The sequence below is a fragment of the Tundrisphaera macrotermitis genome (assembly GCF_051175315.1).
In the GTDB taxonomy this organism is placed as follows: domain Bacteria; phylum Planctomycetota; class Planctomycetia; order Isosphaerales; family Isosphaeraceae; genus Tundrisphaera.
Window position 1 is genome coordinate 5,569,161 of sequence record NZ_CP195100.1, and the last position, 24,285, is coordinate 5,593,445.

At 68.3% G+C, this 24,285-nt stretch carries 18 protein-coding genes; 4 read left to right on the plus strand and 14 right to left on the minus strand.

Features of this window, described 5'->3' with window-relative positions:
- Nucleotides 1-19: 19 nt before the first annotated feature.
- From TA3x_RS22595 to TA3x_RS22625, 7 genes are all read right to left on the minus strand, one after another.
- A complete protein-coding gene (locus TA3x_RS22595) occupies nucleotides 20-784 on the minus strand; it encodes a hypothetical protein (protein ID WP_435016936.1) in 765 nt (254 codons plus the stop codon).
- A gap of 58 nt (nucleotides 785-842) precedes the next feature.
- A complete protein-coding gene (locus TA3x_RS22600) occupies nucleotides 843-1,862 on the minus strand; it encodes a zinc-binding alcohol dehydrogenase family protein (RefSeq protein ID WP_435016937.1) in 1,020 nt (339 codons plus the stop codon).
- On the minus strand, nucleotides 1,859-2,812 hold the full coding sequence (locus tag TA3x_RS22605) for an aldo/keto reductase (protein WP_435016938.1): 954 nt from the start codon (nucleotides 2,810-2,812) through the stop codon (nucleotides 1,859-1,861). Before TA3x_RS22605 ends, TA3x_RS22600 begins: the two co-directional genes overlap by 4 nt.
- 102 nt (nucleotides 2,813-2,914) lie before the next feature.
- Complete coding sequence (locus TA3x_RS22610) at nucleotides 2,915-3,721, minus strand: hypothetical protein (RefSeq protein WP_435016939.1); 807 nt, start codon at nucleotides 3,719-3,721, stop codon at nucleotides 2,915-2,917.
- Between the two features lie 15 nt (nucleotides 3,722-3,736).
- Nucleotides 3,737-4,879 (minus strand): M20 family metallopeptidase, encoded by a 1,143-nt coding sequence (locus tag TA3x_RS22615; protein WP_435016940.1) that lies wholly within the window; start codon nucleotides 4,877-4,879, stop codon nucleotides 3,737-3,739.
- A gap of 3 nt (nucleotides 4,880-4,882) precedes the next feature.
- Entirely contained in the window at nucleotides 4,883-6,001 is a 1,119-nt protein-coding gene (gene menC / locus TA3x_RS22620; protein WP_435016941.1) for an o-succinylbenzoate synthase, read from the minus strand.
- 29 nt (nucleotides 6,002-6,030) lie between these two features.
- Nucleotides 6,031-7,956 (minus strand): DUF7309 domain-containing protein, encoded by a 1,926-nt coding sequence (locus tag TA3x_RS22625; RefSeq protein WP_435016942.1) that lies wholly within the window; start codon nucleotides 7,954-7,956, stop codon nucleotides 6,031-6,033.
- A 254-nt stretch (nucleotides 7,957-8,210) separates the two neighbouring features.
- Between TA3x_RS22625 and TA3x_RS22630 the strand changes: the two genes are divergently transcribed.
- Nucleotides 8,211-10,607 carry an efflux RND transporter permease subunit gene (locus tag TA3x_RS22630; protein ID WP_435016943.1) on the plus strand — a complete coding sequence of 799 codons (2,397 nt, stop codon included), beginning with the start codon at nucleotides 8,211-8,213 and terminating at the stop codon, nucleotides 10,605-10,607.
- A 63-nt stretch (nucleotides 10,608-10,670) separates the two neighbouring features.
- On the opposite strand, the gene TA3x_RS22635 is transcribed toward TA3x_RS22630, so the two are convergent.
- Complete coding sequence (locus TA3x_RS22635; RefSeq protein WP_435016944.1) at nucleotides 10,671-11,681, minus strand: Gfo/Idh/MocA family protein; 1,011 nt, start codon at nucleotides 11,679-11,681, stop codon at nucleotides 10,671-10,673.
- A gap of 219 nt (nucleotides 11,682-11,900) precedes the next feature.
- Here TA3x_RS22635 and TA3x_RS22640 point away from each other — a divergent pair, with 219 nt between their 5' ends.
- Nucleotides 11,901-12,395 carry a DinB family protein gene (locus TA3x_RS22640; protein ID WP_435016945.1) on the plus strand — a complete coding sequence of 165 codons (495 nt, stop codon included), beginning with the start codon at nucleotides 11,901-11,903 and terminating at the stop codon, nucleotides 12,393-12,395.
- A gap of 28 nt (nucleotides 12,396-12,423) precedes the next feature.
- On the opposite strand, the gene TA3x_RS22645 is transcribed toward TA3x_RS22640, so the two are convergent.
- The 6 genes from TA3x_RS22645 to TA3x_RS22670 form a co-directional block, all read right to left on the minus strand.
- Nucleotides 12,424-13,215, minus strand: coding sequence for an alpha/beta fold hydrolase (locus TA3x_RS22645; RefSeq protein WP_435016946.1), 792 nt, complete (start codon nucleotides 13,213-13,215; stop codon nucleotides 12,424-12,426).
- Between the two features lie 90 nt (nucleotides 13,216-13,305).
- A complete protein-coding gene (locus TA3x_RS22650) occupies nucleotides 13,306-14,592 on the minus strand; it encodes a glucose-1-phosphate adenylyltransferase (protein ID WP_435016947.1) in 1,287 nt (428 codons plus the stop codon).
- 107 nt (nucleotides 14,593-14,699) lie between these two features.
- Entirely contained in the window at nucleotides 14,700-15,023 is a 324-nt protein-coding gene (locus TA3x_RS22655; protein ID WP_435016948.1) for a DUF6793 family protein, read from the minus strand.
- A gap of 160 nt (nucleotides 15,024-15,183) precedes the next feature.
- Nucleotides 15,184-16,596 carry an efflux RND transporter periplasmic adaptor subunit gene (locus TA3x_RS22660; RefSeq protein ID WP_435016949.1) on the minus strand — a complete coding sequence of 471 codons (1,413 nt, stop codon included), beginning with the start codon at nucleotides 16,594-16,596 and terminating at the stop codon, nucleotides 15,184-15,186.
- Nucleotides 16,596-19,850, minus strand: a complete 3,255-nt coding sequence (locus TA3x_RS22665) for an efflux RND transporter permease subunit (protein WP_435016950.1) — start codon at nucleotides 19,848-19,850, stop codon at nucleotides 16,596-16,598. Before TA3x_RS22665 ends, TA3x_RS22660 begins: the two co-directional genes overlap by 1 nt.
- A gap of 173 nt (nucleotides 19,851-20,023) precedes the next feature.
- Nucleotides 20,024-20,401: a hypothetical protein gene (locus tag TA3x_RS22670; protein ID WP_435016951.1), complete on the minus strand. Its 378-nt coding sequence runs from the start codon at nucleotides 20,399-20,401 to the stop codon at nucleotides 20,024-20,026.
- A gap of 229 nt (nucleotides 20,402-20,630) precedes the next feature.
- Here TA3x_RS22670 and TA3x_RS22675 point away from each other — a divergent pair, with 229 nt between their 5' ends.
- Nucleotides 20,631-21,407 (plus strand): class I SAM-dependent methyltransferase, encoded by a 777-nt coding sequence (locus TA3x_RS22675; protein WP_435016952.1) that lies wholly within the window; start codon nucleotides 20,631-20,633, stop codon nucleotides 21,405-21,407.
- 104 nt (nucleotides 21,408-21,511) lie between these two features.
- Nucleotides 21,512-24,280, plus strand: coding sequence for a cytochrome c biogenesis protein CcdA (locus TA3x_RS22680; protein WP_435016953.1), 2,769 nt, complete (start codon nucleotides 21,512-21,514; stop codon nucleotides 24,278-24,280).
- The last annotated feature ends 5 nt before the right edge of the window (nucleotides 24,281-24,285 follow it).

Here is a 24,285-nt window from a genome sequence, read left to right on the forward strand (position 1 = left end):
TCATGGACTCCGTCGAGATTTATTGGACCGAGGGCCGGGGCGAGGGTGTCGGCGCGGCCGGGTCCGAGAGGATGGCGGCCCTGGCCTGCGCGCTCGATTCCTGCAACTGCCTCAACTCTATCTTGCCCCCGGCATAGTCCCCGATCGCCTTGGCGAGTCGGGTCAGCTTCTCCGCCTTCGAGCCTTCCTTCGGCGACCAAACCTGCCCGCTGATTTCCCCATATCCCCGGACCCATGCCGAAAAGTAATAAGTGATCCCATCCAGGCCGCGACCCGGCGTCTTGGGATGCTTCGTCTCCAACAGCATCCGTTCCCAGAGCGACCTGATCTCATCCGCGAGCGGGCCCGGGACCGGCCGGCTTCGACGCGTCGCCTTGATCTTGCGGAAATCCTCCGCCTTCTTCTTCGTGAGGTATTCCAGGCGATCGAGCAAGTGCCTGGGCACCGCGGTGCCATCCTCTTTATGGGCGTCGATCGAGTCGCGACAGTCTTCAAGGCTCTGACTGAGCAGCAGGCTCGATGTCGGTTCGAGGAGAAACGCCTCGGCCTGGCCCTCTTTCATGGTGATACCGACGCAAACCTCCCCGTCCACGATACGGCGCGAGTGGAGCGTGATGGCCCTGAGGGCGACGCCATCCTCGAAGGCCTGGGAGAAGACGTGGCCGACCTTGAGGAGATAAGGCTTCGGGTACTCAGCGGCATGGAAATAGGCCGCCCGATCGGGGGTCAAGTGATCCTGGGCCGAGCCGGGGGAAACGGCCGAGGCCAGGACAGCGAGAATCATTGGCCATCGGCTCATCGCGTCCCCCCGAGTCCTGGGCTGCCCTTCATGGAACGATGGATCAACCGACTTCGACCACGGCCTTGATGACGCCGGTCTCGGGGCGGGTGTAGTCGTGGAACACCCCGGGCAGGTCATCGAACCGGGTCCGGTGGGTGATCCAGGGGCCGGTGTCGATCCGGCCATCCTCGATCAGGCCGATGATCCGGGTGAAGTCGCGCGGCAGGGCGTTCCGCGAGCAGAGCAGCGTCCCTTCGGGCCGGTGGAAGATCGGGTGGCGGAACCGGACCTCGTCGGTGGTGATGCCGACATAGACCAGGCGACCGCCGGGGGCGATCCGGCCGAAGGCCGCCGACATCGAGGCCGCCGAGCCGGTGGCGTCGATGACGACGTCGGGCCCGTGGCCGTCGGTCGCGGCCAGGAGGTCGGAGTCGGTGTTCTCCGAGGCCAGGATCGTCCGGGTGATGCCCATCGTCGTGCGGCAGAATTCGAGCCGGGCCTCGTTCACGTCCAGGACGAGCGGCGTGGCCCCGGACAGCTTCACGAATTCGAGCGTGGCCAGGCCGATCGGGCCGGCGCCGATCACCAGGCACGTCTCGTCCGCCTTCGGGCAGCCCCGATCGACGGCATGGCAGCCGATGGCCAGCGTCTCGACCAACGCCAGTTGATCGAACGCGAGCCTGCCGGACGGGTGCAGCTTCCGCGCCGGTAGCGTGAACATGGGACGCATCCCGCCGTCGCGGTGGACGCCGAGGACTTCCAGCTTCTCGCAGCAGTTCGGATGCCCGCGCCGGCTCGCGTAGCTGTCCGGGTCGTTGATGTAGGGCTCGACCGAGCAGCGGTCGCCGGGCGCGACGTGGGTGACCCCCGGGCCGACCTCCAAGACCTCCACGCCCAGCTCGTGGCCCGGGATCCGGGGGTAGCGGAAGAACGGCATCTTCCCCAGGTAGCCGCTGATGTCGGTCCCGCAGATGCCGATCCGGTGGACCCGCACCAGGGCTTCGCCCGGGCCGGGGGGGGCCGGCGTCTCGGCCTCGATCACGCGGAAGTCGCCGGGCTTTTCCAGCAGGAGCGCTTTCATCGGGCCGCCTCCCAGGGCGGGTCGTTGTTCTCGGGACGCCCCTCGATGTATCGCCAGTCGTGGATCGGTTCGAGGATCCGCAGGACCTCGACGAGCAGGGATTGGTCGATCGGCATCTCCGCCCACTCGGCCCACTTGCGGACGTTGGCCGGGTTGGCCGAGCCGACGATGCAGGTGGCCAGGTCCTCGTTGGCGATCGAATACTGCAAGGCGAGCTGGGCGATGTCGACGCCGTTCGCCGCGCAATGCTTCGCGGCCCGGCCGGCGATCTCCCGGACCTCCGGCGTGGCCTTGTGCCAGGGGGGCAGCTCGCCATTCGTCAGCAACCGGGCCGAGAAGGGGGCCGCGTTCATGATCCCGACCCTCCTGGCCTGGAGCGTCGGGATCAGGTCCAGGAGCATCGTGTTCTGGAGCGTGTAGTGGTTGTACGACAGGATCACGTCGAGGTCGACCCGCTCCAGGACGTGGCGGAACATCGCCATCGGATACCCGCTGACGCCGATGAACCGCGCCTTGCCCGCCGCCTGGATCCGGCGGAGGGCGGGGATCGTCTCCTCGATCACCTGGTCGACGTCGACGAACTCGATGTCGTGGCAGAGGAGGATGTCGAGGTGATCCACGCCCATCCGGTGCAGGCTGACGTCGACGCTCTCCACGACCCGCCGGGGCGAGAAGTCGAAGTGGGCCAGGTCGTACCGGCCGAGCTTGGTGCCCAGCAGGTAGCTGTCCCGGGGGACGCCGCGTAGGGCCACGCCCAGGAGGCATTCGCTCATCCCCCGCCCGTAGAACGGCGAGGTATCGATGAAGTTCATCCCCAGGTCGAGCGCGGTGCGGACCGACTGCAACGCTTCGCCGACGTCGACCGACCGGAACTCCTGGCCGAGCGACGACGCGCCGAAGCTGAGAACGGGCAGGTGCAGGCCGGTCCGGCCCAGCGGTCGGGTCTTCACGCGATGCTCCCCACGGGATTCGTGCTCGATCGAGCCGGATCGACCCATCCTATCGGGTTGCATCGGGAAGGCCACCCGGTCGCGTCCCAAAATGGACCGGAGTCAGCGGCGGAGGACGTAGAAGCCCCGGTCCCCGTCGCGGTGGAACCCCTCGGCCCGGTAGCCCCGTGCGAAGGCGTCGGGGAAGGCGGCCCGGAGGGCCGAGGTCCAGGCGGCGGCCCGCGTAGGATCGTCGCGGCGGAGGGACGTGATGTCCGCCGGGATCTCCAGCAAGGCAACCGGCCCGAGGTCGGCCGCGGGGATCGCGCCCTCCGGGATGGGGGAACCGGCCTCGTCGATCCTGGTCCGGATCAGCCGGGGCAGGTCGTCGATCCCGGGAAGCTCGGGCCGGGGGGACGGGTCGGGCACGGCCGGCCATTCGGCGATCAGGCGGTCGGTCGGGGTGTCCGCGTTGAGCGCATCGGTGCGTCGGCCGTACATGTCCTCGATGAACCGGGACGAGGTCGCGCCCAGGTGGTGGAGGTTGAACCGGGCGTTGCCCGCCTGGAGCGGGTCGAACGACCAGGCGAGGCTATCCAGCCCCTCGGATCGGGCGAACTCGCGCTGATACTGCTTGAGCCGGTTGCCGATCCCCTTCCCCTGCTGGCCCGGGACGACCCCCGTCAACTGGGAATAGAGGCAGAAGCGGCCGTGGATCCGGCCGAGGAAGGCGAACGAGACGCCGAGGATGGCCCCGGAGGCGTCGAACGCACCGAGGACCAGGCCGCCGTGATGCTGGACGCCGACCATGGTCGCCAGCGGGATCAGGTAACTCTCATCGGTGATCCCCCAGGCCACCTTCTGCGCGTGCTGGCAGGCGCGGTAGTCGTCCAGGGTCTCGGCGCGGCGGATGGTGATCTCGTCGGTCATGGCGGTCGGCTCGGTTCAAAGGTCCGTCAGGAGCATGGCCAGCAATGCGGCCCGTTCGGCCAGCGATTCGACGACGATGTGCTCGTGGGACGCGTGGGCCCCGGCCCCATGGACGCCCAATCCGTCGATGGTCGGCACGCCGAGCGCGGCGGTGAAGTTGCCGTCGCTGCCGCCGCCGGTCGCCCCTTCCCCCAGGTCGAGGCCGAGCTTCAGCCCGCAGGCCCGGGCGCGTGCGAACAGGTCGGCCACGGCGGGCGTCCGCTCCATGGGCGGGCGATTGAACCCGCCCCGGATCGTGAGCCGGGCCCCGGGATGGATCGGCGTGAGGCCGAGCATGGCCGCTTCGATCCGCCGGGCTTCCGCCAGGGTTTTGGCCCGGACATCCACCTTGGCCCAGGCGTGCGCCGGGACGACGTTGGAGGTGGTGCCGCCGCGAAGCTCGCCGACGTTGACGGTCGTCCCCTCGGCGGGGTCCGCCAGCTCGTGGATCCGGAGGATCTGCCCGGCCATTTCGCGGATGGCGTCGATCCCCTTCTCGGGCTCGACCCCCGCGTGCGCCGCCCTGCCCTCCACCTCGACGGTGAACCCGCCGACCCCCTTGCGGGCCGTCTTGAGCGAGCCGTCGGCCAGCGGCGGCTCCAGGACGAGGACGTGCTGTGCCTCGCGGGCGCGGGCCTCGATCAGGGCCCGCGAGGTCGGGCTGCCGATCTCCTCGTCGGAGGTGATCAGGAATTCGACCGGCCGGGGGGGCGTGATCCCGAACCTCCGGAGGGCGTCGATCGCCATCTCGGCCAGGATGATGCTGGCCTTCATGTCGAACACGCCGGGGCCGTGGGCCTTGCCCCCTTCCAGGCGGAAGGGCATGGTCGCCAGCGTCCCGAGCGGCCAGACGGTGTCGTAGTGGGCGAGCAGCAGGGCCGGCTTCTTGCCCGAGACGTGGTCGAAGAACCGGACGCGGACGTGATCGCCGCCGTCCGCATTCTCCTCGATCGCCACGGACCCGCCGATCGCCGCGAACCGGGCGGCCAGGGTGACGGCCAGCGCGTCCAGGCTCGGCTTGTCCCGGCTCGGCGACTCGTGCGTCACCAGGCCGGCCAGCGAGGCGAGCCATTCCGCCTGGTGGGAACGGAAGTCGTTGAGGATGTCCCGATCGCCCATGGGTCAGGCCTTCGCGGCGACCAGGGTCGCCTCCTTGAGGGTGTGGCGGGCGATCCGATCGAGCACGGGGCGATGGCCCAGCCCGGGGGTCGTCGGGACGGCCACGGCGCCGTGGACGGCGACGATGGCGGGCTCGACCAGGTCCTCGCGGTAATACTTGTCCGAGCCCGACACGTCGCCCGGCAGGGTGAAACCGGGCAGGCTGGCGATGGCAACGTTGGCCGCCCGGCCGATGCCGAACTCGTGCATCCCGCCGCACCAGACCGGGATCCCGCGATCCAGACAGAGGTCGTGGACCTTCTTGGCCTCGCGGAGGCCCCCCACGCGGCTGACCTTGATGTTGATGATCCGGCAGGCGCCCAGGTCGATCGCCTTCCGGGCGTCCTCGGCCGAGTGGATGCTCTCGTCCAGGCAGACCGGGGTCCGCAGCTCGGCCTGGAGCCGGGCATGGTCGATGATATCGTCGTGGGACAGCGGCTGTTCGATCAGCAGCAGGTCGAACTCGTCGAGGGCCTTGAGGCGATCGACGTCGGCCAGGGTGTAGGCCGAGTTCGCGTCCACCTGGAGCGCGATGCCGGGGTGGCGTTCCCGCACGGCGCGGACGACCTCGACGTCCCAGCCGGGGGCGATCTTGAGCTTGATCCGCCGGTAGCCTTCATCCAGGAAGCGGTCGATCTGCTCGTGGAGCGAATCCAGGTCGCGCTCGATCCCCAGGCTCACGCCCGACAGGATCTCCGTCCGGGTCCCGCCGAGCAGCGAGGCCAGGGGCTTCCCGGCCCGGGTGGCCAGCACGTCCCAACAGGCCATCTCCAGGCCGGCCTTGGCGAAGTTGTTCCCCTTCACCAGGCGATACAGGGAGACGAACTCGTCGATCGTCCCCCACTCCTTGCCCAGGACCAGCGGGCCGAGGAAGTCTTCGAGCAGGTGCCAGCAGGTGCCGGTCGTCTCGGGGCAGTAATAGGGATCGTACGGGCTGGCACATTCGCCCCAGCCTTCGGAGCCGTCGTCGGCGACGACCCGGACCAGGATGTGATCGATGTGATCCTTGGTGCTGGAGCTGGTGCGGAAGGTCCGCGCCAGGGGCACGCGGACGAGCTTGAGTTCGATCCGATCGATGCGCATAAGCGGGTCGCTGGGCGTCCTCTCGGGGATCAGTTGGACTCGGGGACCCACGACAATCCGAGTTCGATGGGGCCGGGGGTGCCGAGGACGGGGACGAGTTCCCGCGTCGGGTCGTCGGACCGGCGGCGGGCGATGAAGTCGGGCAGGGCGCGGAGGCAGGCGTCCAGGAGGTCGATCTCCCACGACAGCGGGGGGCGCATCGAGAGCCCGCGCTCCTTGCGGAACACCGACGGGTAGGCCTCGGGGGCGGCGATCTCGAAATCGTGGGCCTCGATCGCTTCCAGGTCGGCCTCGGGGAGGCTGGACTCGTCGTCGAAGGTGACGGTGAGGGCGACGGTCTTCCGCGCCCCTTCTTCGTCGGAAAGCTTGCCCGACCACATCTTCTGGAGCAGCTTGAGGTCTTCGTAGAGCGCCACGCCCAGGGTGAGCCCGGACTGGCCCATGACCACCGCGAACCAGGGCCCGCTCTCGTAGCGGTCGCACTCCACACGGATTACGGCCTCGTAGCCCAGGGACCGCCACGGCGCCCGGCGATAGAACGAGGCGGCGGCCTGGAACAACCGGGCCACCTGCTCCGGCTTCACGCCGGGCATGTCGAGGATGCCCGGCGGCTCGGCGCCGGCCAGGTGCCGGGTGAGGTCGTCGAACAGGAGGTCGATCTGGTCGAGTTCCGGGACCGTCACCACCTCCACGCCGATGGCCTCGAACTGGTTCTCCAGGGCGTCCCACTGGGGGTGGGTGCGGACTTCGAGCCCGGCCGGGCGGTGGGGCTCGCCGGCGAACGGCTTGCGGATCGCCGAGGCGACCAGGTCCCAAAGCTCGGCGGGGGTGGGCAACTGCTCGGCCAGGTCATGGGCCAGGACCAGGCTGTTGGTCCGGCTGGCCACCAGCATCATCCACGGGCGGATCCGCTCCCCGGCCACCTCGATCCGCCGGGCGAACTGGCGGAAATCGACCTGCCAGATGTCGTATTCTTCCGGGAGTTCGAGCAGCTTGGCCCGGTCGCGGGGCGTCGGCCCCTCGGCGGCCGGGGGCTTCGCGGCCTTCTTCCGGGCGGGCTTGAGCGTGGCCCGGGCCCAGGAGATCGCCCCGGGCGTCGCCTTCCACGCCCCGAGGTGATTGCCGACGTAGAGGATCGCCTCGTCCTCCCCGCCCGGGCTGTAGACCTGGGGCGGCTCGGCGGGCAGCGTCTTCTCGCCGAGCAGGTAGTCCGGGACGAACTTGTTCCCCTTCTTGGCGGCGCGGAGCAGCTTGCGGGCGGCGGGCGTGTCCCCCTGGCGGCGGAACGCCAGCAAGGCCCGGGTGAAGCCCAGGGTGGCCGAGTCTTCCTCGCGGAACCGCTCCAGCAGCGCGTCGAGGTCGTCGAGCCGGTCCAGGTTGATCAGCCAGGAAGCCAGGGCATACCGGACCCCCTGGTTGTCGTTCGGGTTGAGGCGGATCATCGCCAGCAGGTGCTCGGCGGCCTCGTCGCGACGGCCTGAGGTCCAGAGGGCCTCGGCCAGCGCCTGCCGGGCCTGCATGTAGGTCCGCGTCTCCCGGATCTCCCAGAACCGCCCCTCTTTGGTCTTGAAGACCTCCGGACCCAGGGCCCGCTCCGCCGCGGCCAGCGCCTGCTCCAGGTAGGCCAGCGCCTGCTTGCGGTCCCTGGCATTCTCGGCGAGCAGGGTGTAGGCCTCGGCGCAGTCGGGATCCTTGGCGATCGCCTTCTTGGCCAGCGCATTCTGCTTGGCCGGCGTGGCGGCCTGGAAGGCCTCGGCGAGCAGGGATTCGGCCGGGCTCGGCGGGCTTTCCCCCACCGAGGCGCCGCCGAGCAGGTTGCTGAAGAGGGATTCCAGCTCGCGGAGCTCGGCCGGGGTGGGGGCCGGCGGATCGGGCTGGGGCTGCGAGGGATCGGACTTGGCGCGGCCCCGACGCTTGGGCGACTCGTCGGGCGGCTGGGCTTTCTTCTTGGCCATGACGGGCGGTCTCTCCGGGCCTCGGTCGAACCAGTCTACACGACCTCGCGATTCGATGCGCGGGGCTACCGCCATCGAAGGCCCCCGGCGGTCCCTCACGTCGGCGGAATGCGGCCTCCACGCGCCCGGGAGGACTGGCGGATTAGGACGAGGGAGAGGATAGCGGGGAAGATGGCTCGACAGCGGGGGCCGGGGAGCCTACAACCACGGAAGGATGCGGGTCGGGCATGTCACCGACCGTCCGACCCGGACCGATGGATTTCCCCCCCGTGATCGACCTCCTGCTCCGCTCCCGCCACATCCTCCTCGCCGCCGTCACGCTGGTCCTGGCCTTGCTCATGATCGCCGGCAAGAGGGTGGATTACGAGCAGTCGATCCGCTCGTTCTTCTCCGAGGACGACCCGGCGATCGTCGACTACAACCGGGCGTCGGCCGCCTTCGGAGACGACAACTTCGTCTTCGTCTCCTACGCCGACCCCGACCTGCTCACCGCGGACGGCATCGCCCGCGTGGCCGAGCTGTCCCGGACGCTCGGCCCGGCGAAGATCAAGGGGGTGGTCCGGGTCGAGTCGCTCGACGCGATGCCCCAGCTCTGGCAGGTCGATGACGGCCTGATCCAGATGCAGAAGCTGCCGGGGTTCCTCCGGGACCGGGCCCTCACGGCGATCCGCGATCGGATCAAGAACCTGGACATGGCCGGGTCGGGGAATGCCCTGACCATCGGATCGGCGATCCGGTCGGCCGACGCCGCCGGGCTGGAGGTGCTCAAGAAGCGGATCACCTCCCACCCGCTGATCGTGGGCACCCTGATCGATGCCGAGGCCAAATCGACGGCCCTCGTCGTCCGGCTGATGAAGACCGAGGAACACGTCGTTACCGACACGGTCAAGGCCCTGCGGGAGAAGTCCGACGCCTTCGCCGCCCGCCACAAGCTGGGCCGGCCGGCGATCGTCGGCCCGCCGGTCCTGCTGGCCGACGGGTTCAGCAGCATCGAGGTGGACGGCCGCCGCCTCGCCGTCGTCGGGATGATCCTGATCGGGATCGTCACCCTGACGGCGACCCGGAGCCTGTGGTGGGCCGTCGTGCCGATCCTGGCCGGCTGGCTGGTCTGGCTGGCCACCGAGTGGGTCATGGTCAGCTATGGGCTGAAGCTGGCCCTCTCCGGCGGCCCCCTGGTGGCGCAGATCATCGTCCTGACGATGCCCGCGGCCAGCCACCTGGCGATCCACTTCCGGGACGAGCGCCGGCGTGAGGCCGACCGCAAAGTGGCCGCCCGCTCGACCCTCCGGGCCGTCTCCTTGCCGATCTTCTGGTGCGCCATGACCGGGGCGATCGGCTACGGGGCGCTGGTGACCAGCAACGTGATGCCGATCCGCCAGTTCGGCTGGATCATGGGGTCGTGCACCCTGCTGGCCTCGTTGCTGGTGATGGCCATCGCCCCCTCGGCCATGCTGCCGCCGTTCCGGCTCGACCTGCCCGCCGCCTTCGGCTCGCGTTCCCGGGTGGGCGCCGGCGTGGGTTGGACGACCGGATGGGTGGTCCGCCGGCCCCTGTTCATCGTGCTGGGCATCGTGGCGATCGTGGCGCCCATCGCCCTGGGGATGACGCGCCTGACCTACGAGTCGAATTACATCAACGCGTTCATGCCCGAGACGCGGGTCGTGCAGGATTATCGCGCCGTCGAGTCGCGGCTCGGCGGGATCGGGGTGGTCGAGATGATCGCCCCGGTCCCCGCGACGATCGACCGCAACGTCCTGGCGAAGATGGAGGCGGCCGGCGATGCCCTGCTGGCCGAGTCCCCCCCCAGGCCGTCCTATGTTCTGAGCCTGGCCACGGTCCTCGACCCCGACCGCAGGCTGGCCGCGCTCTCGGACGAGGCGGCCCGATGGGTGCTGGCCACCAAGCTCGAACTGATCGCCGCGTCGCCCCAGGCCGAGCTGCTCCGGGGCTTCTACAATCCCGACAGCCGGCAGGCGCGGATCCTGCTCCGCCTCGTCGAGCAGCAACCGGCGTCGGACAAGGCGGCGATCTTCGTCCGGGCCATCGATGAGATCTCGAAGAGGCTGGGCAAGACCGAGTTGACCGGCCTATCGTTCCTGATGACCCGGACCACCGAGGCCGTGATCCGGACCCAGTGGTCGACCTTCGGATACTCGGTGGCCGGCATCCTCCTGATGCTGACCATCGCCCTGAGGGGGCCGATCCTGGCCGCGCTGGCCCTGCTCCCGACCCTGCTGGCGGTCGGGCTGGTGCTCGGGCTGATGGGCTGGCTGGGGATCAAGCTCGACCTGGGCACCGCCCTCGTGGCGAGCGTGGCGCTGGGGCTGTCGGTGGACGACACGTTCCACTGCCTGCTCCAGTTCCGCCGGCTGAGGAAGGTCGAGGGGTTCGAGCCGAGCCTGTTCGCCTCCTACTCCGTGACCGGGCCGGGCGTGATCCTGTCCAGCACGGCGGTGGCCCTGGGCTTCCTGGTTCTTTATTTCAGCGAGTTCGCCCCGTTCTCGAATTTCGGCGTGATGGTCGCCGTGGCCACCGCCGGCAGCACCCTGGGCAACATCCTGTTCCTCCCCGCCTGCCTCACCCTGGGCGAACGGATGCGGGAACGGTGGACGCGGAAGCAGCCCGCCGCGCCACCCGTGGCCCCGGCCTGAACCGAGAGGGGGGGCCGAGGCCGGGATGCGGCCCGCCCCCCTGCGGATTTGGTCCGGGATGGCTCAGGCCCGGGCCGGCTTCTCCCAGCCGCCGGATCGGCCCGAGGCGAGGATCGCCTCGATGACTTCCATGTTCCGGATCGCGTCCTCGATCGGCGTCGGGACCGGGGCGTCTTCGAGGATGGATCGGGCGAAGAGGTCGCCCTGGATCGTGTACTGATCGCAGGCCGGGACTTCGATCCGCTCGACCGGCCCGTCGCCGACCTGGACCCGGAGGGCGCACGGCCGGTCGGGCGGGGCGTTGAACGGGATCTCGGACAACTCGATCCGCCCCTTGGTCCCGACGACATGGACCACCTGGAGCGGGGCCACCGCCATCGAGCAGGTGAACGAGGCCGTGCCCCGGCCGGCGAAGTCGAGCACCGCCGACGAGGTCCGGTCGACGTTGCCGAAGGCGGGGTCGGTCTGGACGTGGGCGATCACGCGGTCGGGCTCGGCATCGAAGAGCCATCGGGAAAGGGAGATGGCATAACACCCCACGTCCATCAGGGCCCCGCCCCCTTTGGCGAGGTCGTGCCGGATGTTGGAGGGGTCGTCGCTGAAGAACGAGAAGAAGGTCTGGATCGTCTTCAGCGGTCCGATCCGCCCGGAATCCACCATCTCCTTGGCCCGGACCCACTGGGGGTGGTGGCGGTACATGAACGCTTCCATCAGCCTCAGGCCGGGGTGGCGTGCCCCGGCCTCGGCCAGCTCCCGGCCTTGCCGCGACGTGAGGCCGATCGGCTTCTCGCAGAGGACGTGCCTGCCGGCTTCGAGGGCCTTGATCGACCACGGGACGTGGAGGTCATTGGGCAGCGGGTTGTAGATCGCGTCCACCTCGGGATCGGCCAGAAGTTCCTCGTAGGAGCCGTAGGCCCGGGGGATGCCCAGCGAGGTCGCCGCTTCGCGGGCGCGGTCGATGCCCCGGGAGGCGATCGCGACGACCTCGGTCAGCTCCCCCTTCTGCATGGCGGGGATGACCTTGGCGACGCCGATCTTGGCCGTGCTCAGGATGCCCCAGCGGATCTTCTTCATGGCGGTTCTCGGACGAGATTTGGGCCGGGGTCGTGGCCTGCGTTCAGGCGATCGCCATTATCCCCGCCGGGGCGGCGTCTTCAACTCCCGAGGGGGAGGGCGAGGCGGTGCGATCCGCCCCCGATGATCCCCCTGGCATGGTCTCGGGTGCTGTGATAGACAGATGCGTCGATCATCGACGGTTCGACGATCGACCTGACGGCCCGAGGACGAGTTGCCATGAATGCGATCGCCGCCATCAAAAGTTCCTTGCTCTCCACCCGGCACTTGACCGAGATGCTCGTGTCGGATCTCTCCGATGCCGACCTTCTGGTCCGGCCCGTGCCGAAGGCCAATCACATCGCCTGGCAGCTGGGCAACGTGATCGCCGGCGACCTGTTCCTGGTCAAGTCGCAGATCCCCGAGGCGGAATACCCCGCATTGCCCGATGGGTTCATGGAGAAGCACGGCCCGTCTTGCGCCTCGGACGATGGGCCGGACGGATTCTTGACCAAGGCCGAATATCTCGACCTGCTGAACCGGACGCGTGCCGCGACCGTCGCCGCGCTCGAAAAGATGACCGAGGCCGAACTCGATCGCCCGCCCAGCGAAGACATGATCCGATTCGCCCCGACCCTCGGCGACGTCTTCATCGCGACCGCCAATCACACGCTGATGCACGCCGGCCAGTTCTCGGTGGTCCGCCGCCTGCTGGGCAAGCCGGTCCTGATCTGAGCCGATTCCCGGGCCGGGCGGTCGACCGTCATCGCCCGGCGAGGAGCAAGCTGGCGTTGAACCCGGCGGGCTGGTTGGGGTCGGCGATCGAGTCGGCGTACCAACGCACCAGGGAAAGGTGGTTGGAGCGGAGCGGGCAGACTACCCCCACGAACGGGGTCGGCCCGGCCACCCGGTGATTCTGGACCCCGGCCTGCGCCACTTCGCGTCCGAAGGCGCTCGGCCCGGGGGACCAGTAGTTCTCGACCCGCGAGGCCAGCGAACCGGCCGACAGCCGCCCGAAGATGACATCGTGGTAGAACGCCGCCGGTTCCAGCAGCGTCAACTGGGCGGCGTGCTGCCCGTAGAGGGTCGCGAAGTCCCAGGCGGCCGACGTCGCGACCAAACCCCCGGCGCTGTGGCCGATCAGGTGGGTCCGGGATGGGGCGACGCCCGCGCGGATCAGGGCCGCGGCCAGCAGGTGCCCCTGCCCGACCGCGTCCTCGACATTGCTGCGGACGCTCAGGGAGTCGAAAGTCGCCGCGTTCCAGTCCCAGGCGAGAAGATTGACCTGATTCGAAAGCCCGCGCCGGTTCAGGCCATCGGCGAGCCGCTCGGCCATCGTGAAATGGACGGTACGCGGCATCGGGTTGAAGCCGTGGATGAAGACCACGGTCGGCCGCGACGGGTCGGGCGGCGCGAAGGGGGGCACGCCCGGGTTATGGTTGACCAGCACGCCCCGGGCCGGGTCGCTGCCGCCGACCAGCAAGGGTCCGCGCCGTAATCCTGGCCCCGCGATCGTCGAAACGAGCGCGACCATCACCATGGCGTGCGTCAGCATGACCAAGCCTCGTCACGGGTGCCATACAGGATGCTGCTATCCTGTAGGTCGGACCACCCGTGGCGAAACTTGAGTCGAAGTCGAACGATTTCAGATCGTGATCCCATCCTGGAGGATGGTGAACTTGGGGATCACCACGATCTTGTCGCGGATCACGTAGTGCGGGGCATCCTCGGAATCGACGATCCCGGCTTCGTTGACGATCCGGACGCCCTGCCCGATCCGGGCGTTCTTGTCGATGATGGCGTTTTCGAGCACCGAGCCCCGGCCGATCCCGACGTGGGGGCGATTGGCCCGGATGTTGGTATCGAGCTGCTTCTGGGACTCGTAGCTATCCGCGCCCATGAGGTAACAATTGCGGATGACGACGTCCTCGGCGATCTGGGCCCGGACGCCGATCACGGAATTCTCAATCACCGAGTTCTTGCCGATGACGCAACCGTCGGAGATCAGGCTGTCGGTGACCTTGGCCCCGGCGATCCGCGAGCAGGGCAGGTAGCGGGGCCGGGTGTAGATCGGGTGGTCGGCGAACATGAAGTCGAACGGGGGGTTCGGGCGCGTCAGGTCGATGTTCGCCTTGTGGAAGGCGCCCACCGTCCCGATGTCCTCCCAGTAGCCGTCGAACAGGTGGGCCTGCACGCGGTGGTTGGCGATCGCCTGGGGGAACAACTCCTTGCCGAAGTCGGTCGCGTTGCCCGAGGCCAGCAGGTCGATCAGGGTCGACCGATTGAACAGGTAGATCCCCATGCTGGCCAGGTAGGGGCGGCCGGCGGCCTCGATCCCCAGGCGGGCCATCCACTCCGGGTCGGTGTGGACGCGGTCCAGGAGTTCGCGGGTCTTGGGCTTCTCCTCGAAGTCGATGACGCGGCCGCTCGTCTCGACCCGCATGATCCCGCACGCCTTGGCCTCCTCCTCGGGGACGGGGAGCGTGGCGATCGAGACCTCGGCCTTGTTCTCGATGTGGTTGCGGATCATGTCCCGGAAATCCATCCGGTAGAGCTGGTCCCCGGACAGGATCAGGACGAGGTCGAACGACGATTCGGTGAAGTGGGGGATGTTGCGGCGGACGGCGTCGGCCGTCCCCTGATACCACCCCTCGTATTGCATCGTCTGCTGCGCCGCCAGGATCTCCACGAACCCCCCGCCGAACGGGTCGAACGTGTAGGTGTTGGCGATGTGGCGGTGCAGGCTCACCGAGTTGAACTGGGTGAGGACGAAGATCCGGTTCAGGCCGGAGTGGATGCAGTTGGAGATGGGAATATCGATGAGGCGATACTTCCCGCCGATCGGCACGGCCGGCTTGCTGCGGGAACGGGTGAGGGGGAAGAGGCGAGTGCCCCGCCCTCCCCCGAGGATCAGGCTGATGACCTTGGACATCGCGACGCTCCGGCCGATACGATCTGTCGTGTCCCGAGAAGATCGGCAGTTTGCGCGCCAAACTCAAGTCTCGAACCCGGTCCCACCCCGCGACCGCCGGCCGGCCGTCACCAACCCAGGGCCATGTTGGATTCGATGACCTTGCGGGCCCCTTCCAGGTCGGTGCCGGTCTGCTGCATGTAGAGCCGGACCGCGTGGAGCTTGTCGCCCTGGGCCTTGGACAGGCAATCGCGCGCCTTGACGCAGGGGTCGCCGGCCTTGGTGATGCCCAGCAGGTTCTTGGAGATCACCCAGGCGTCCCTGGGCCGGTGGCTGACCCGAACGACTTCCTCCTGGGGATAGTTCTCGGCGGCGAACCCGCGTGCGGCGGCCTCGTTATCGGCGCACGCGATCATGATATGCGACGTCGTTTCCACTTCGAACAGCGGCATGTTCCACCCCTCCCTCGCGTTGGATTCGATCGGGGGTCGCGGAAGGATCCGCGGCCGGACATGACCTGACTCGATTGATCCTATCCCTGCCGGGTGGGGCGGTCAAATCCCTGGCGGCCCGCGCCGCCCGGGAAAATGTCCGCCACTCCAACCGGCGGCATCAGGGGAGCGGCTGTCCCGTGGCGATGGTCGCCTGGTCCTCGTAGATCTGGGCCATGATCAGGGAACCGAGGCTCACGACCTCCTCGCCGACGGCCAGCCCGCGACCGACCACCACGGCCTCGGCCCCCTCCTGCTTGACGTCGAGCTTCCTCCGCTCGAAGCGATCGCCGTCGCCGTCGCGTGACTTGCGGACGAAGGCATAATACTGGCCGTTGATCACCGTCAGGCTGCCCCGGAGGATGACCGTATCCCCCCCCTCGGGCGGGATCAGGAGCGTGGCGCGGACCAGCATGTCCGACTTCAGCCGCTTGCCCGGGTTGGGGATCGTCGCGCGGATCCGGACGGTATGGGTGTCGGGATCGACGCGGCTGGAGATGCTTTCCACCTTCCCCTCGACGTGGTCGTTGAGGTAGGGGAAGTCGATGTCCCAGGTCTGGCCGAGCCGGACCTTATCCTGGTCGCACTCGAACACGTTGCCCCAGACCCAGAGGCGGTCCATCGGCGAGATCGTGATCAGGTTGTCCTTGCTGTCGTAGACGTTGCCGGGGACCACCTCCTTCTCGACGACGAGGCCGTCGACCGGCGAGAGGACGACCATCCGGGAGATGTCGTTGGACTCGTTGGCGGCGGAACCGCTCGGGACGCCGTCGTTGGCGAGATTCTTGAGCAGGCCATCGATCTCCGCGCGGTTCATCCCGTAGGTGATGAGCTGGTCGCGGGCCACGTCGTAGTCGAGGCGGCTCTTCTGCTCCGAGTTCTGGGTGTCGGTCCAGAGCACCTGGGTGATGCCCCCGCTCTTGGCCAGGGGCTCGCGGGCGATCATGAGATTGCGGTCGTGATTCCACTGGACGTACTTGGTCCGGCAGTCGTTCTTGGCGGCGGCGAGGTCCGAGCTGTAGAGCTCGAAGAGGGGTTCGCCCCGCTTCACCATCTGGCCAGTCGTGGCGTAGACGTGCTGCACCAGGGCGTTGTCGAACCGGGGGCGGATCTTGTTGAGCGTGGAGTGGTCATAGTCGGTGCGGCCGCTGAGTTCGAGCTTGATCGGCACGACCTGCGCCTGGACCGGCACCAGCTTCAGCCCGATCGAGGTGGCGTCCTCGTCGCTCAGCCGGATCGTCCCATCCCAGGGCCGGGGCTTGGGCAGGGCGATCGTGGGCTGGACCGGATTCGGCTCGTGATGCCCCGGGATGTGACGGCGGGCCTGTTCGTAGAGTTTGATGAGCCTGGCTTTCCCCAGCTTCGCGGCCCCGGCCCCGAGTCCTCCGACGATGAGGAACGTGACGATCAGGGCCCAGGGGACCGACCGCTTCTTCCGCGACGGGTCCGCCGGCCGATGCCCGGCCACTCCCCGGTTGGGTTCGTTTTGATGCGGCGCGGCCTCGGCCATCGCCACGGACGTCGAGATATCCATCAGATCCCCTCCCCCTGGGCGTTGTGATCGGGAATGAACGAGCCGTCGCCGAGTCCGCTGACTTCCTGATCCAGCCCGTCGGGCGCCGGGAAGTAGCTGTAGAGGACCGGCATCAGGTACTGGGTCAGGAGCAATGCCGCCGACATGCCGCCGACCACCACGATGGCCAGCGGCTTCTGGGCCTGGGAGCCGATCGAGTTGGCCAGGGCGGCCGGCAGCAGGCCGAGGATCGCCGTGAGCGAGGTCATGACGACCGGCCGGAGGCGAAGCTCCGAGCCCCGGATCACGACCTCGCGGACCGGGATGCCCGAGGCCCGCATCTGGTTGAAGTAGGAGATCAGCAGCACCCCGTTCTGGACCGCGACGCCGAAGATCGAGATGAAGCCGACCGCCGCCGAGATGCTGAACGGGGTCCCGGTCAGCTTCAGCGCCCAGACGCCCCCCATCGTGGCCGTGACCACGTTGGCCATGACCAGCAGGGCATCCTTGATCGAGCTGAACGCCGTGTAGAGGAGCATCAGGATCAGCCCGATCGAGACCGGGACGATCCACATCAGGCGGGCGTTGGCCGCTTCCATCTGGGCGAACTCGCCCGACCACTCCAGTTCGTAGCCGCGAGGGAGCTTGGCCCCATGTTCGGGGTGGTCCACCTCCTGCTTGGCCGCTTCGATGGCCGAGGCGAGGTCGCGGCCCCGGACGTCGAACTTGATCGGGATGTAGCGGCGGTTGTTCTCGCGGTAGATGTACGAGGCGCCCGACTTGTGGGGCTCGATGTGGGCCAGCTGGGAGAGCGGGATCCGGCTGCCCGGCGTGGTGGGCGTGGCGGGGATGTCCACCGTGATCCGCTCGATCACGTGGGGATCGTCCCGCAGATCGACCGGGAGCCGCAGGACAATGTCATAAAGCTTCTCCCCCTCGACCATCTGCGAGAACGCCTTGCCGCCGATGGCCACCTGCACGGCCGCCTCGACGTCGGCCACGTTGATCCCGTAGCGGGCGCAGGCCCGGCGGTCGATCTTGATCTCCAGGTTGGGCTGGCCCAGGATGTGGAACTGGCCCACGTTCTCGATCCCGGGGACCGACCGCAGGAGCCCGACGACCCGCTGGCCGGCGTCTTCGAGGGTCTTCAGGTCGGTGCCGAAGATCTTGACCGAGTTGGACCCCTTCACGCCGGAGAGGGCCTCCTCGACGTTGTCCCGGATCAACTGCGAGAAGTTGAAGCTGATCCCCGGGAACTTGGCGAACCGGCGGGACAGCTCGTCCTCGATCATCGGGCGGGTCATCCCCTCGCGCCACTCCTCCATCGGCTTGAGCGGGACGTTGAACTCCAGGTTGAAGAAGCTGGTCACGTCGGTCCCGTCGTCGGGCCGGCCGATGTGCGACATCACGTTGCGGACCTCGGGGACCGAGGCGATCACCTCGCGGAGCTTCGGGGCCATCCGCGAGGCTTCTTCCAGCGACACGGTCCGGGGCAGGACCGCCCGGATCCAGAGGTTCCCCTCCTCCAACTGCGGCATGAATTCCCCGCCCAGCCCCGGTACCAGCGAGGCCGTGAAGGCGAGCAGGCCGGCGAGGAAGGCGAGGAAGATGGGCCGGTGGTTCAGGATCCAGCCCAGGACCGCGAGGTAGCGCCGCTTCATCAGGCGATCGATGAAGGTGTCCTTCTCCTCGTGCTTGTTGTGGAACAGGAACGAGCAGAGGACCGGGGCCAGCGTCACGGCGATCGCCAGGGCGCCGAAGATGGCGAAGGCATAGGTGTTGGCCATCGGTCCGAAGAGGGCCCCCTCCGGCCCGGTCATCACGAAGAGAGGCAGGAAGGCACACACGATGATCGTGGTCGAGAAGAACAGGGGGCGTTCGATCTCGTGCGAGGCCTCGGCGATCCTCTGGATCAAAGGCCGGGTGCGGTCGGCCCCGTGGGCCGTGATGTGCCGGTAGATGTTCTCGACGATGATCACCGAGCTATCGACGATGATCCCGAAGTCCACGGCACCGATCGACAGGAGGTTGGCCGACTTCCCCTGGAGGTACAGGACCGTCACCGAGAACAGCAGCGCCAGGGGGATCACCAGCGCCACGATCCCGGCGCTGATCAGGTCTCCCAGGAAGATGAACAGGACGCCCGCCACCAGGGCCATGCCCACGACGAGGTTGTGCATCACGTTCTCGGTCGTGACGCTGACCAGGTCGGTCCTTTGGTTGAAGACGCGGATCTTCATCCGGGGCGGGAGGATGCCCGACGACTCGATCTCCTTCAGCTTGGCCTCGACCGCCCTGGCCACCGGGATCGACTTCTCGTACTTCCGCATCAGGACGATGCCCTCGATCACGTCGTCCTCGTCGATCGCGACCGGCTTGCCGTCCTTCTCCTTGAGCCTCCGGCCGACCTTCCCCTGGCGCGGCTGATGATCGATGACCACGTTGGCGAGCTGCCGGACGTAGATCGGCACGCCGTTGGTGGAGGTGACCACCACGTCGTTGATGTCCTGGATCTTCCCGGTCTCGATCGCCTGGGCGTCGGCCACCAGCAGCGGGTCGAGCGGGTCCACGCCGCCGCCCAGCAGCCCGACGGCCCGGACGTTGTGGGCCTGCGTGCCGAGCGTGATGATGTCGCCGCCGACGTTGGCGTTGGACCGCTGGACCGCGTCTTCCACCTGCTGGAGCGTCACGTTGTATTGCTTGAGCAGGCGGCTATCGACCTGGATCTGATACTGCTTGATCTCCCCGCCGTAGCCGGTCACGTCGATCACGCCGGGCACCTGCTTGAGCGCCCGGTTGAGGACCCAGTCCTGCACCGCCTTGATCTGCTTGGTGGTGTATCCGGGCCCTTCGAGGACGTAACGGACGATCTCGCCGGTCGGGCTCCAGGGAGAAAGCTTCGGGCTGATGTGCTCGGGGAGTTCGGCCTGCCCGATCCGGTTGATGACCTCCTGGCGGGCCGACCAGTAGTCGGTGCCGTAGGCGAACTGGCATTTGATGTCGTTGAGGCCGGCGATCGACGTGCTGCGGAGGTCTTCCAGGCCCGGCATGCCGTTCAGGGCGGTCTCGATCGGGATGCCGACCAGCCGCTCCATCTCCTCGGGGCTGGCGCCGGGGTTCTGCGTGATGACCTCGACCAGGGGCGGCGTCGGGTCGGGATACGCTTCGACGTTGAGATTGAGCGCGGAGTGCACCCCGGCCGCGATCAGGGCCATGATGCCCAGGATCACGATGAATCGGTTATGCAGGCTCCACTTGATGATCAAGTAGACCATGGGGATGACGCCTTCGAATGGGGCGATGAAGCCGACCGGAACGGCCCTGCGCGAGGAGGGCCGGCGACGGGGTGCGATCGGGCGCGTCTGGCCAGGGCCCCGATCCGATCACGCGCGGGCGTGGGATGGTTCCGAAGGCGAGAGCGGATGGTGGAGGGACCGTGCAGCCTGCCTCAGCAGCGCAACGGAGGGGCCAGCGCGAACGCCTGCCGGTGCCCGCCGAGGGCGGAGGGCCGGAGCGTGGCGGTGGCCGGGATCAGGCCGGGGAGTTGGATCCGGTGATCGGCCGGGCCCGGGAGCATGGTCCGGGCCTCGGGCTGGCCGTCCGAGTCCTCCGCATCATCCAGCGAGGAGGATTCCCTCGACCACCCGGGGGCGGTCGGTGCATCGACCCCGCGGACCGAGGCGTCGGCCTTCACCAAGGTGGGGAACGCCGGTGCACGGTCGGCGCCGGGAAGGTTGATCGACGCCAGCGGGTACTGCTCCGGCCAGGCGACCAGGCAGGACAGGACGAGACAGAGGATGGGCAACTGGCGGAACCGGTTGAACAAGCTCGTGGAGTCCCGATCGGGCGAGAACCAAGGATGAAGGCGATCGACCCTCGATCATACGACGCATTCGTCGCAAAGGGCGAGATCAATCCTCGGAAGTTTTCCGTGTTGCGGTTTCGATTCAATTGCGATCGAACCAGCGGCTTGGTTCGATGCTCTGAGGGACTGAGATCCCGATCGGCATCCGACCCGGCCCCACTTTCCTCCAAAACGGATCGAGCCACCGACCATGAACGAAGCGTCCCCAGGCGACCATGACCGCAATCTGTCCGCGGCCTTCGACGGCCAGGCGTCCCAGTTCGAGAAGGCCCCGGTCCAGACCGATCCCGCCGCGCTCGCCCGCCTGGTCCGGTTCGCGGACCTGCCCGGGTCGGCTTCGATCCTCGACGCGGGGTGCGGGCCGGGGCTGGTCAGCGAGGTCTTCGCGGAGGCCGGCCATCGGGTGACCGGCGTGGACCTGTCCGCCGAGATGGTCGATCGTGCCGGCGTCCGATGCGCGCGGTTCGGCGACCGGGCGCGGTTCGCCCGCCAGTCGTTGTACGACCCGATCGACGGGGGCCCGTTCGACGCCGCCGTGTCCCGCTACGTCCTCCACCACGTCGCCGAGCCGGAACGATTCATCGGCCGCCAGGTCGAACTGGTCCGCCCCGGCGGCGTGGTGATCCTGAGCGACCACACCACCGACCCCGACCCGGCGCGGGCCGAATGGCATCGCGACCTCGAATGGGCCCGGGATCGGACCCACACCGCGAACTACACGGCCGGCCGCATCGCCGATCTGATGGCGCTCGCCGGGTTGGGCGAGCTCCGCCTGTTCGAGGAGCCTTTCACGCTCGACTTCGACGAATGGTTCGACCGCGGCACCCCCGCCAGGCCCAAGGATGAGGTCCGCGACGCGCTGCTGGCGGGGAGGTCGGCCCGCGGATTCCGCCCGGTCGCCGGATCCGACGGGTCGATCACGCTCCATTGTTGGCGGGCGGTGGTGCGGGGCGTGGTGCCGTCCTGACCGGGTGGGGGTCGCCTTGTCCCTCCCCCGGATTGGCCTTAGGATAAGGCCATCGCCGCGCGGAGGGATGCTCCGCCCGGACGGCTTTCCCCGGGGGACTTGACGTGATCAGCCTTTCACTTCACCGGCCACGGTCCGCGACGTCGTGCGTCCGGCTCGCGTCGGCCGTCTTGCTCGCCCTGATGACGTTCAGCCCCCCGGCCGCCCCGGCGGCCGACCTGCAACCGGCCAAGAAGGACAGCAACAAGCGGGCCCAACCCAAGGACGCGACGCTGACCGCCAGCGTCACCCCGGCCGAGGCCCGGCCGGGAGAGACGGTCACCTACAAGGTCACGGCCCGGATGGAGCCGACCTGGCACATCTACGCCTATAACAAGACCCAGCCGGACGACGGACCCCGGCTCACCCAGTTCGACTTCTTCGACCCGGCCGGCCTCAAGGTCGTCGGGGAATGGACGCCGTCGCGGCCGCCGATCCAGAAGAACGAGCCGGCGTTTCCCGACATCCCCTTCCTCGAATTCTACGAGGAGGAGGTGACCTGGAGCATCAAGCTCACGGTCCCCGCCGACGCCGCCCCGGGCAAGAAGACCCTCAGGTGCCAGGCGGCCTACCAACTCTGCTCCGACCAGAGTTGCAGCTTCCCCGGCCAGTGGACCCTGCCCGACGTCTCCCTCACGATCAAGCCGAAGGCCGCCGGTGCGGCTCCCCCGCCCGAGGTCATGAACGATATCCCGGCCGACGCCTCGCTGGTGCGGGTCTCCGCCGAGGCCCCGTCCGCGTCCCCCGCCAAGCCGGCCAAGAAGGACAGCAACCCCCGGGCGAAGCCCAAGGATGTCGCCTTCACCACCGCCATCGAGCCGGCGACCGCCCGGCCCGGCGACACGGTCCAACTCCGGGTCACGGCCAGGATCAACCCGCCCTGGCATCTCTACAAGTATGCCAAGGTGCAGCCGGACGGCCCGGGGCCGAAGCTCACCACCTTCGACCTCTTCGATCCCGCCGGCTTGACCCCCCAGGGGGAGTGGGCGGCCTCTCGGGCGCCGATCCAGAAGAAGGATCCCGCCTTCGAGGAGCTGGAATATGTCGAATTCTACGAGGATGAGGTGACCTGGAGCCTCCCGCTCCTGATCCCCGCCGATGCCACGCCGGGCAGCAAGACGGTCCAGGTCCAGGCGGGCTACATGATCTGCGCCAAGGTGTGCAGCATCCCCGGCCAGTGGACCCTCCCGGCGGCGACCTTGACCGTCGAGTCCGGGGGGACGGTGCCGGCAGCGGCTCCGGTCGCGGCGATCACCCCCCCTGCCCCGATCGTACCGGCCTCGGAGACCAGGTCGACCGATGACACCGCCGAGCAGGCTTCGCTCACCGGCCATCTCGAATTGTCGTCCATGAAATCGGACCGGGGCGGATTCCTCGGATTCCTCGTCCTGTGCGCCGGTGGGGGCCTGCTCGCCCTGGCCATGCCGTGCGTCTGGCCGATGATCCCGGTGACGGTGAATTTCTTCGTGAAGCAGGGCCAGAAGAAGGGCGGAGGCAACGCGACCGGGCTGGCGATCACCTACTGCCTGGCGATCATCGGGATCTTCACGGCGATCGGAGCGTTGTTCTCGGTCTTCCTGGGCGCCGGTTCGCTGTCCAAGCTGGCGAACAATCCCTGGCTGAATTTCGGGGTGGCCGGCCTGTTCATCGTCTTCGGCCTGAGCCTGCTCGGGCTGTTCGAGATCCGGCTGCCCAATGCCCTGCTCAACGCCTCGGTCCAGGGGGAGAGCCGGGGCGGGCTGGTGGGCGTCATGTTCATGGCGCTGACGCTGACGATCACCTCGTTCACCTGCACCTTCCCCGTGGTCGGGGCCCTGCTGGTGGCGATGGCCAACGGCGAATACTTCCGGCCGATCATCGGGATGATCACGTTCGCCTCGGTCGTCGCGTTCCCGTTCTTCCTGCTCGCCCTGTCGCCGGGCCTGCTGGCGAAGATGCCCAGGAGCGGCGACTGGATGAATTCGGTCAAGGTGGTCGGCGGCCTGATCGAACTGGGGGCGGCGTTCAAGTTCCTCAACACCGCCGAATGCGCGTTCGTGGTGCCGAAGGAGGCCTGGACCAACGCCTACGCCGTCCTGACCATCTGGGTCGTGCTGGCAATGATCTGCGGGATCTACCTCCTCGGCCTATTCAAGACCGACCACGACCACGGCGACGCCGGGGTCGGGCCCGGCCGGATCGTCTTCGGTTGCGCGTTCCTCAGCCTGGCCCTGTTCCTGGCCCCGGCCCTGTTCGGGCGTCCTCCCCAGAGCCCGCTCTGGTACACGGTGGTCGGGCTCTTGCCCGCCGATGCGGGCGACCTCAAGGCCGAGAGCCACGGCGGAGGCGGCGGGGAGCGCCGGACGGCGGAGGCCTCGTCGTCCGATCCCAAGAAGGCGGAGCGGGAGCAGGTCGCCTTCCACGGCGTCGCGTGGGGGATGAGCTACGACGCCGCCATCGAGACCGCCAAGGCGACCGGCAAGCCCGTCCTGATCGACTTCACCGGGGTCAACTGCGCCAACTGCCGCCTGATGGAGCAGCAGGTCTTGCCCCGCGAGGACGTGGCCAAGGTCCTCGGCGAATTCGTCACGATCCAGCTCTACACCGACTTCGTCCCGATCAACTCGATCACCAAGGAGCAGCGGACCGAACTCGCGGAGCAGAACCTCGACCGCGAGATCAAGCTGACCGACGAGGCCACCAACCCGAACTATGTGGTCGTCGACGCCGAGGGCCGATTCATCGGCAAGATGGGGGGCTGGAATTCCCCCGGCGACTTCATCGCCTTCCTGAACGACGCCCTGACCCGGGCCCGGCAGACGGCCAGCCTGGGCCGGCCCGGGGTCGGGGGCTGATCGAT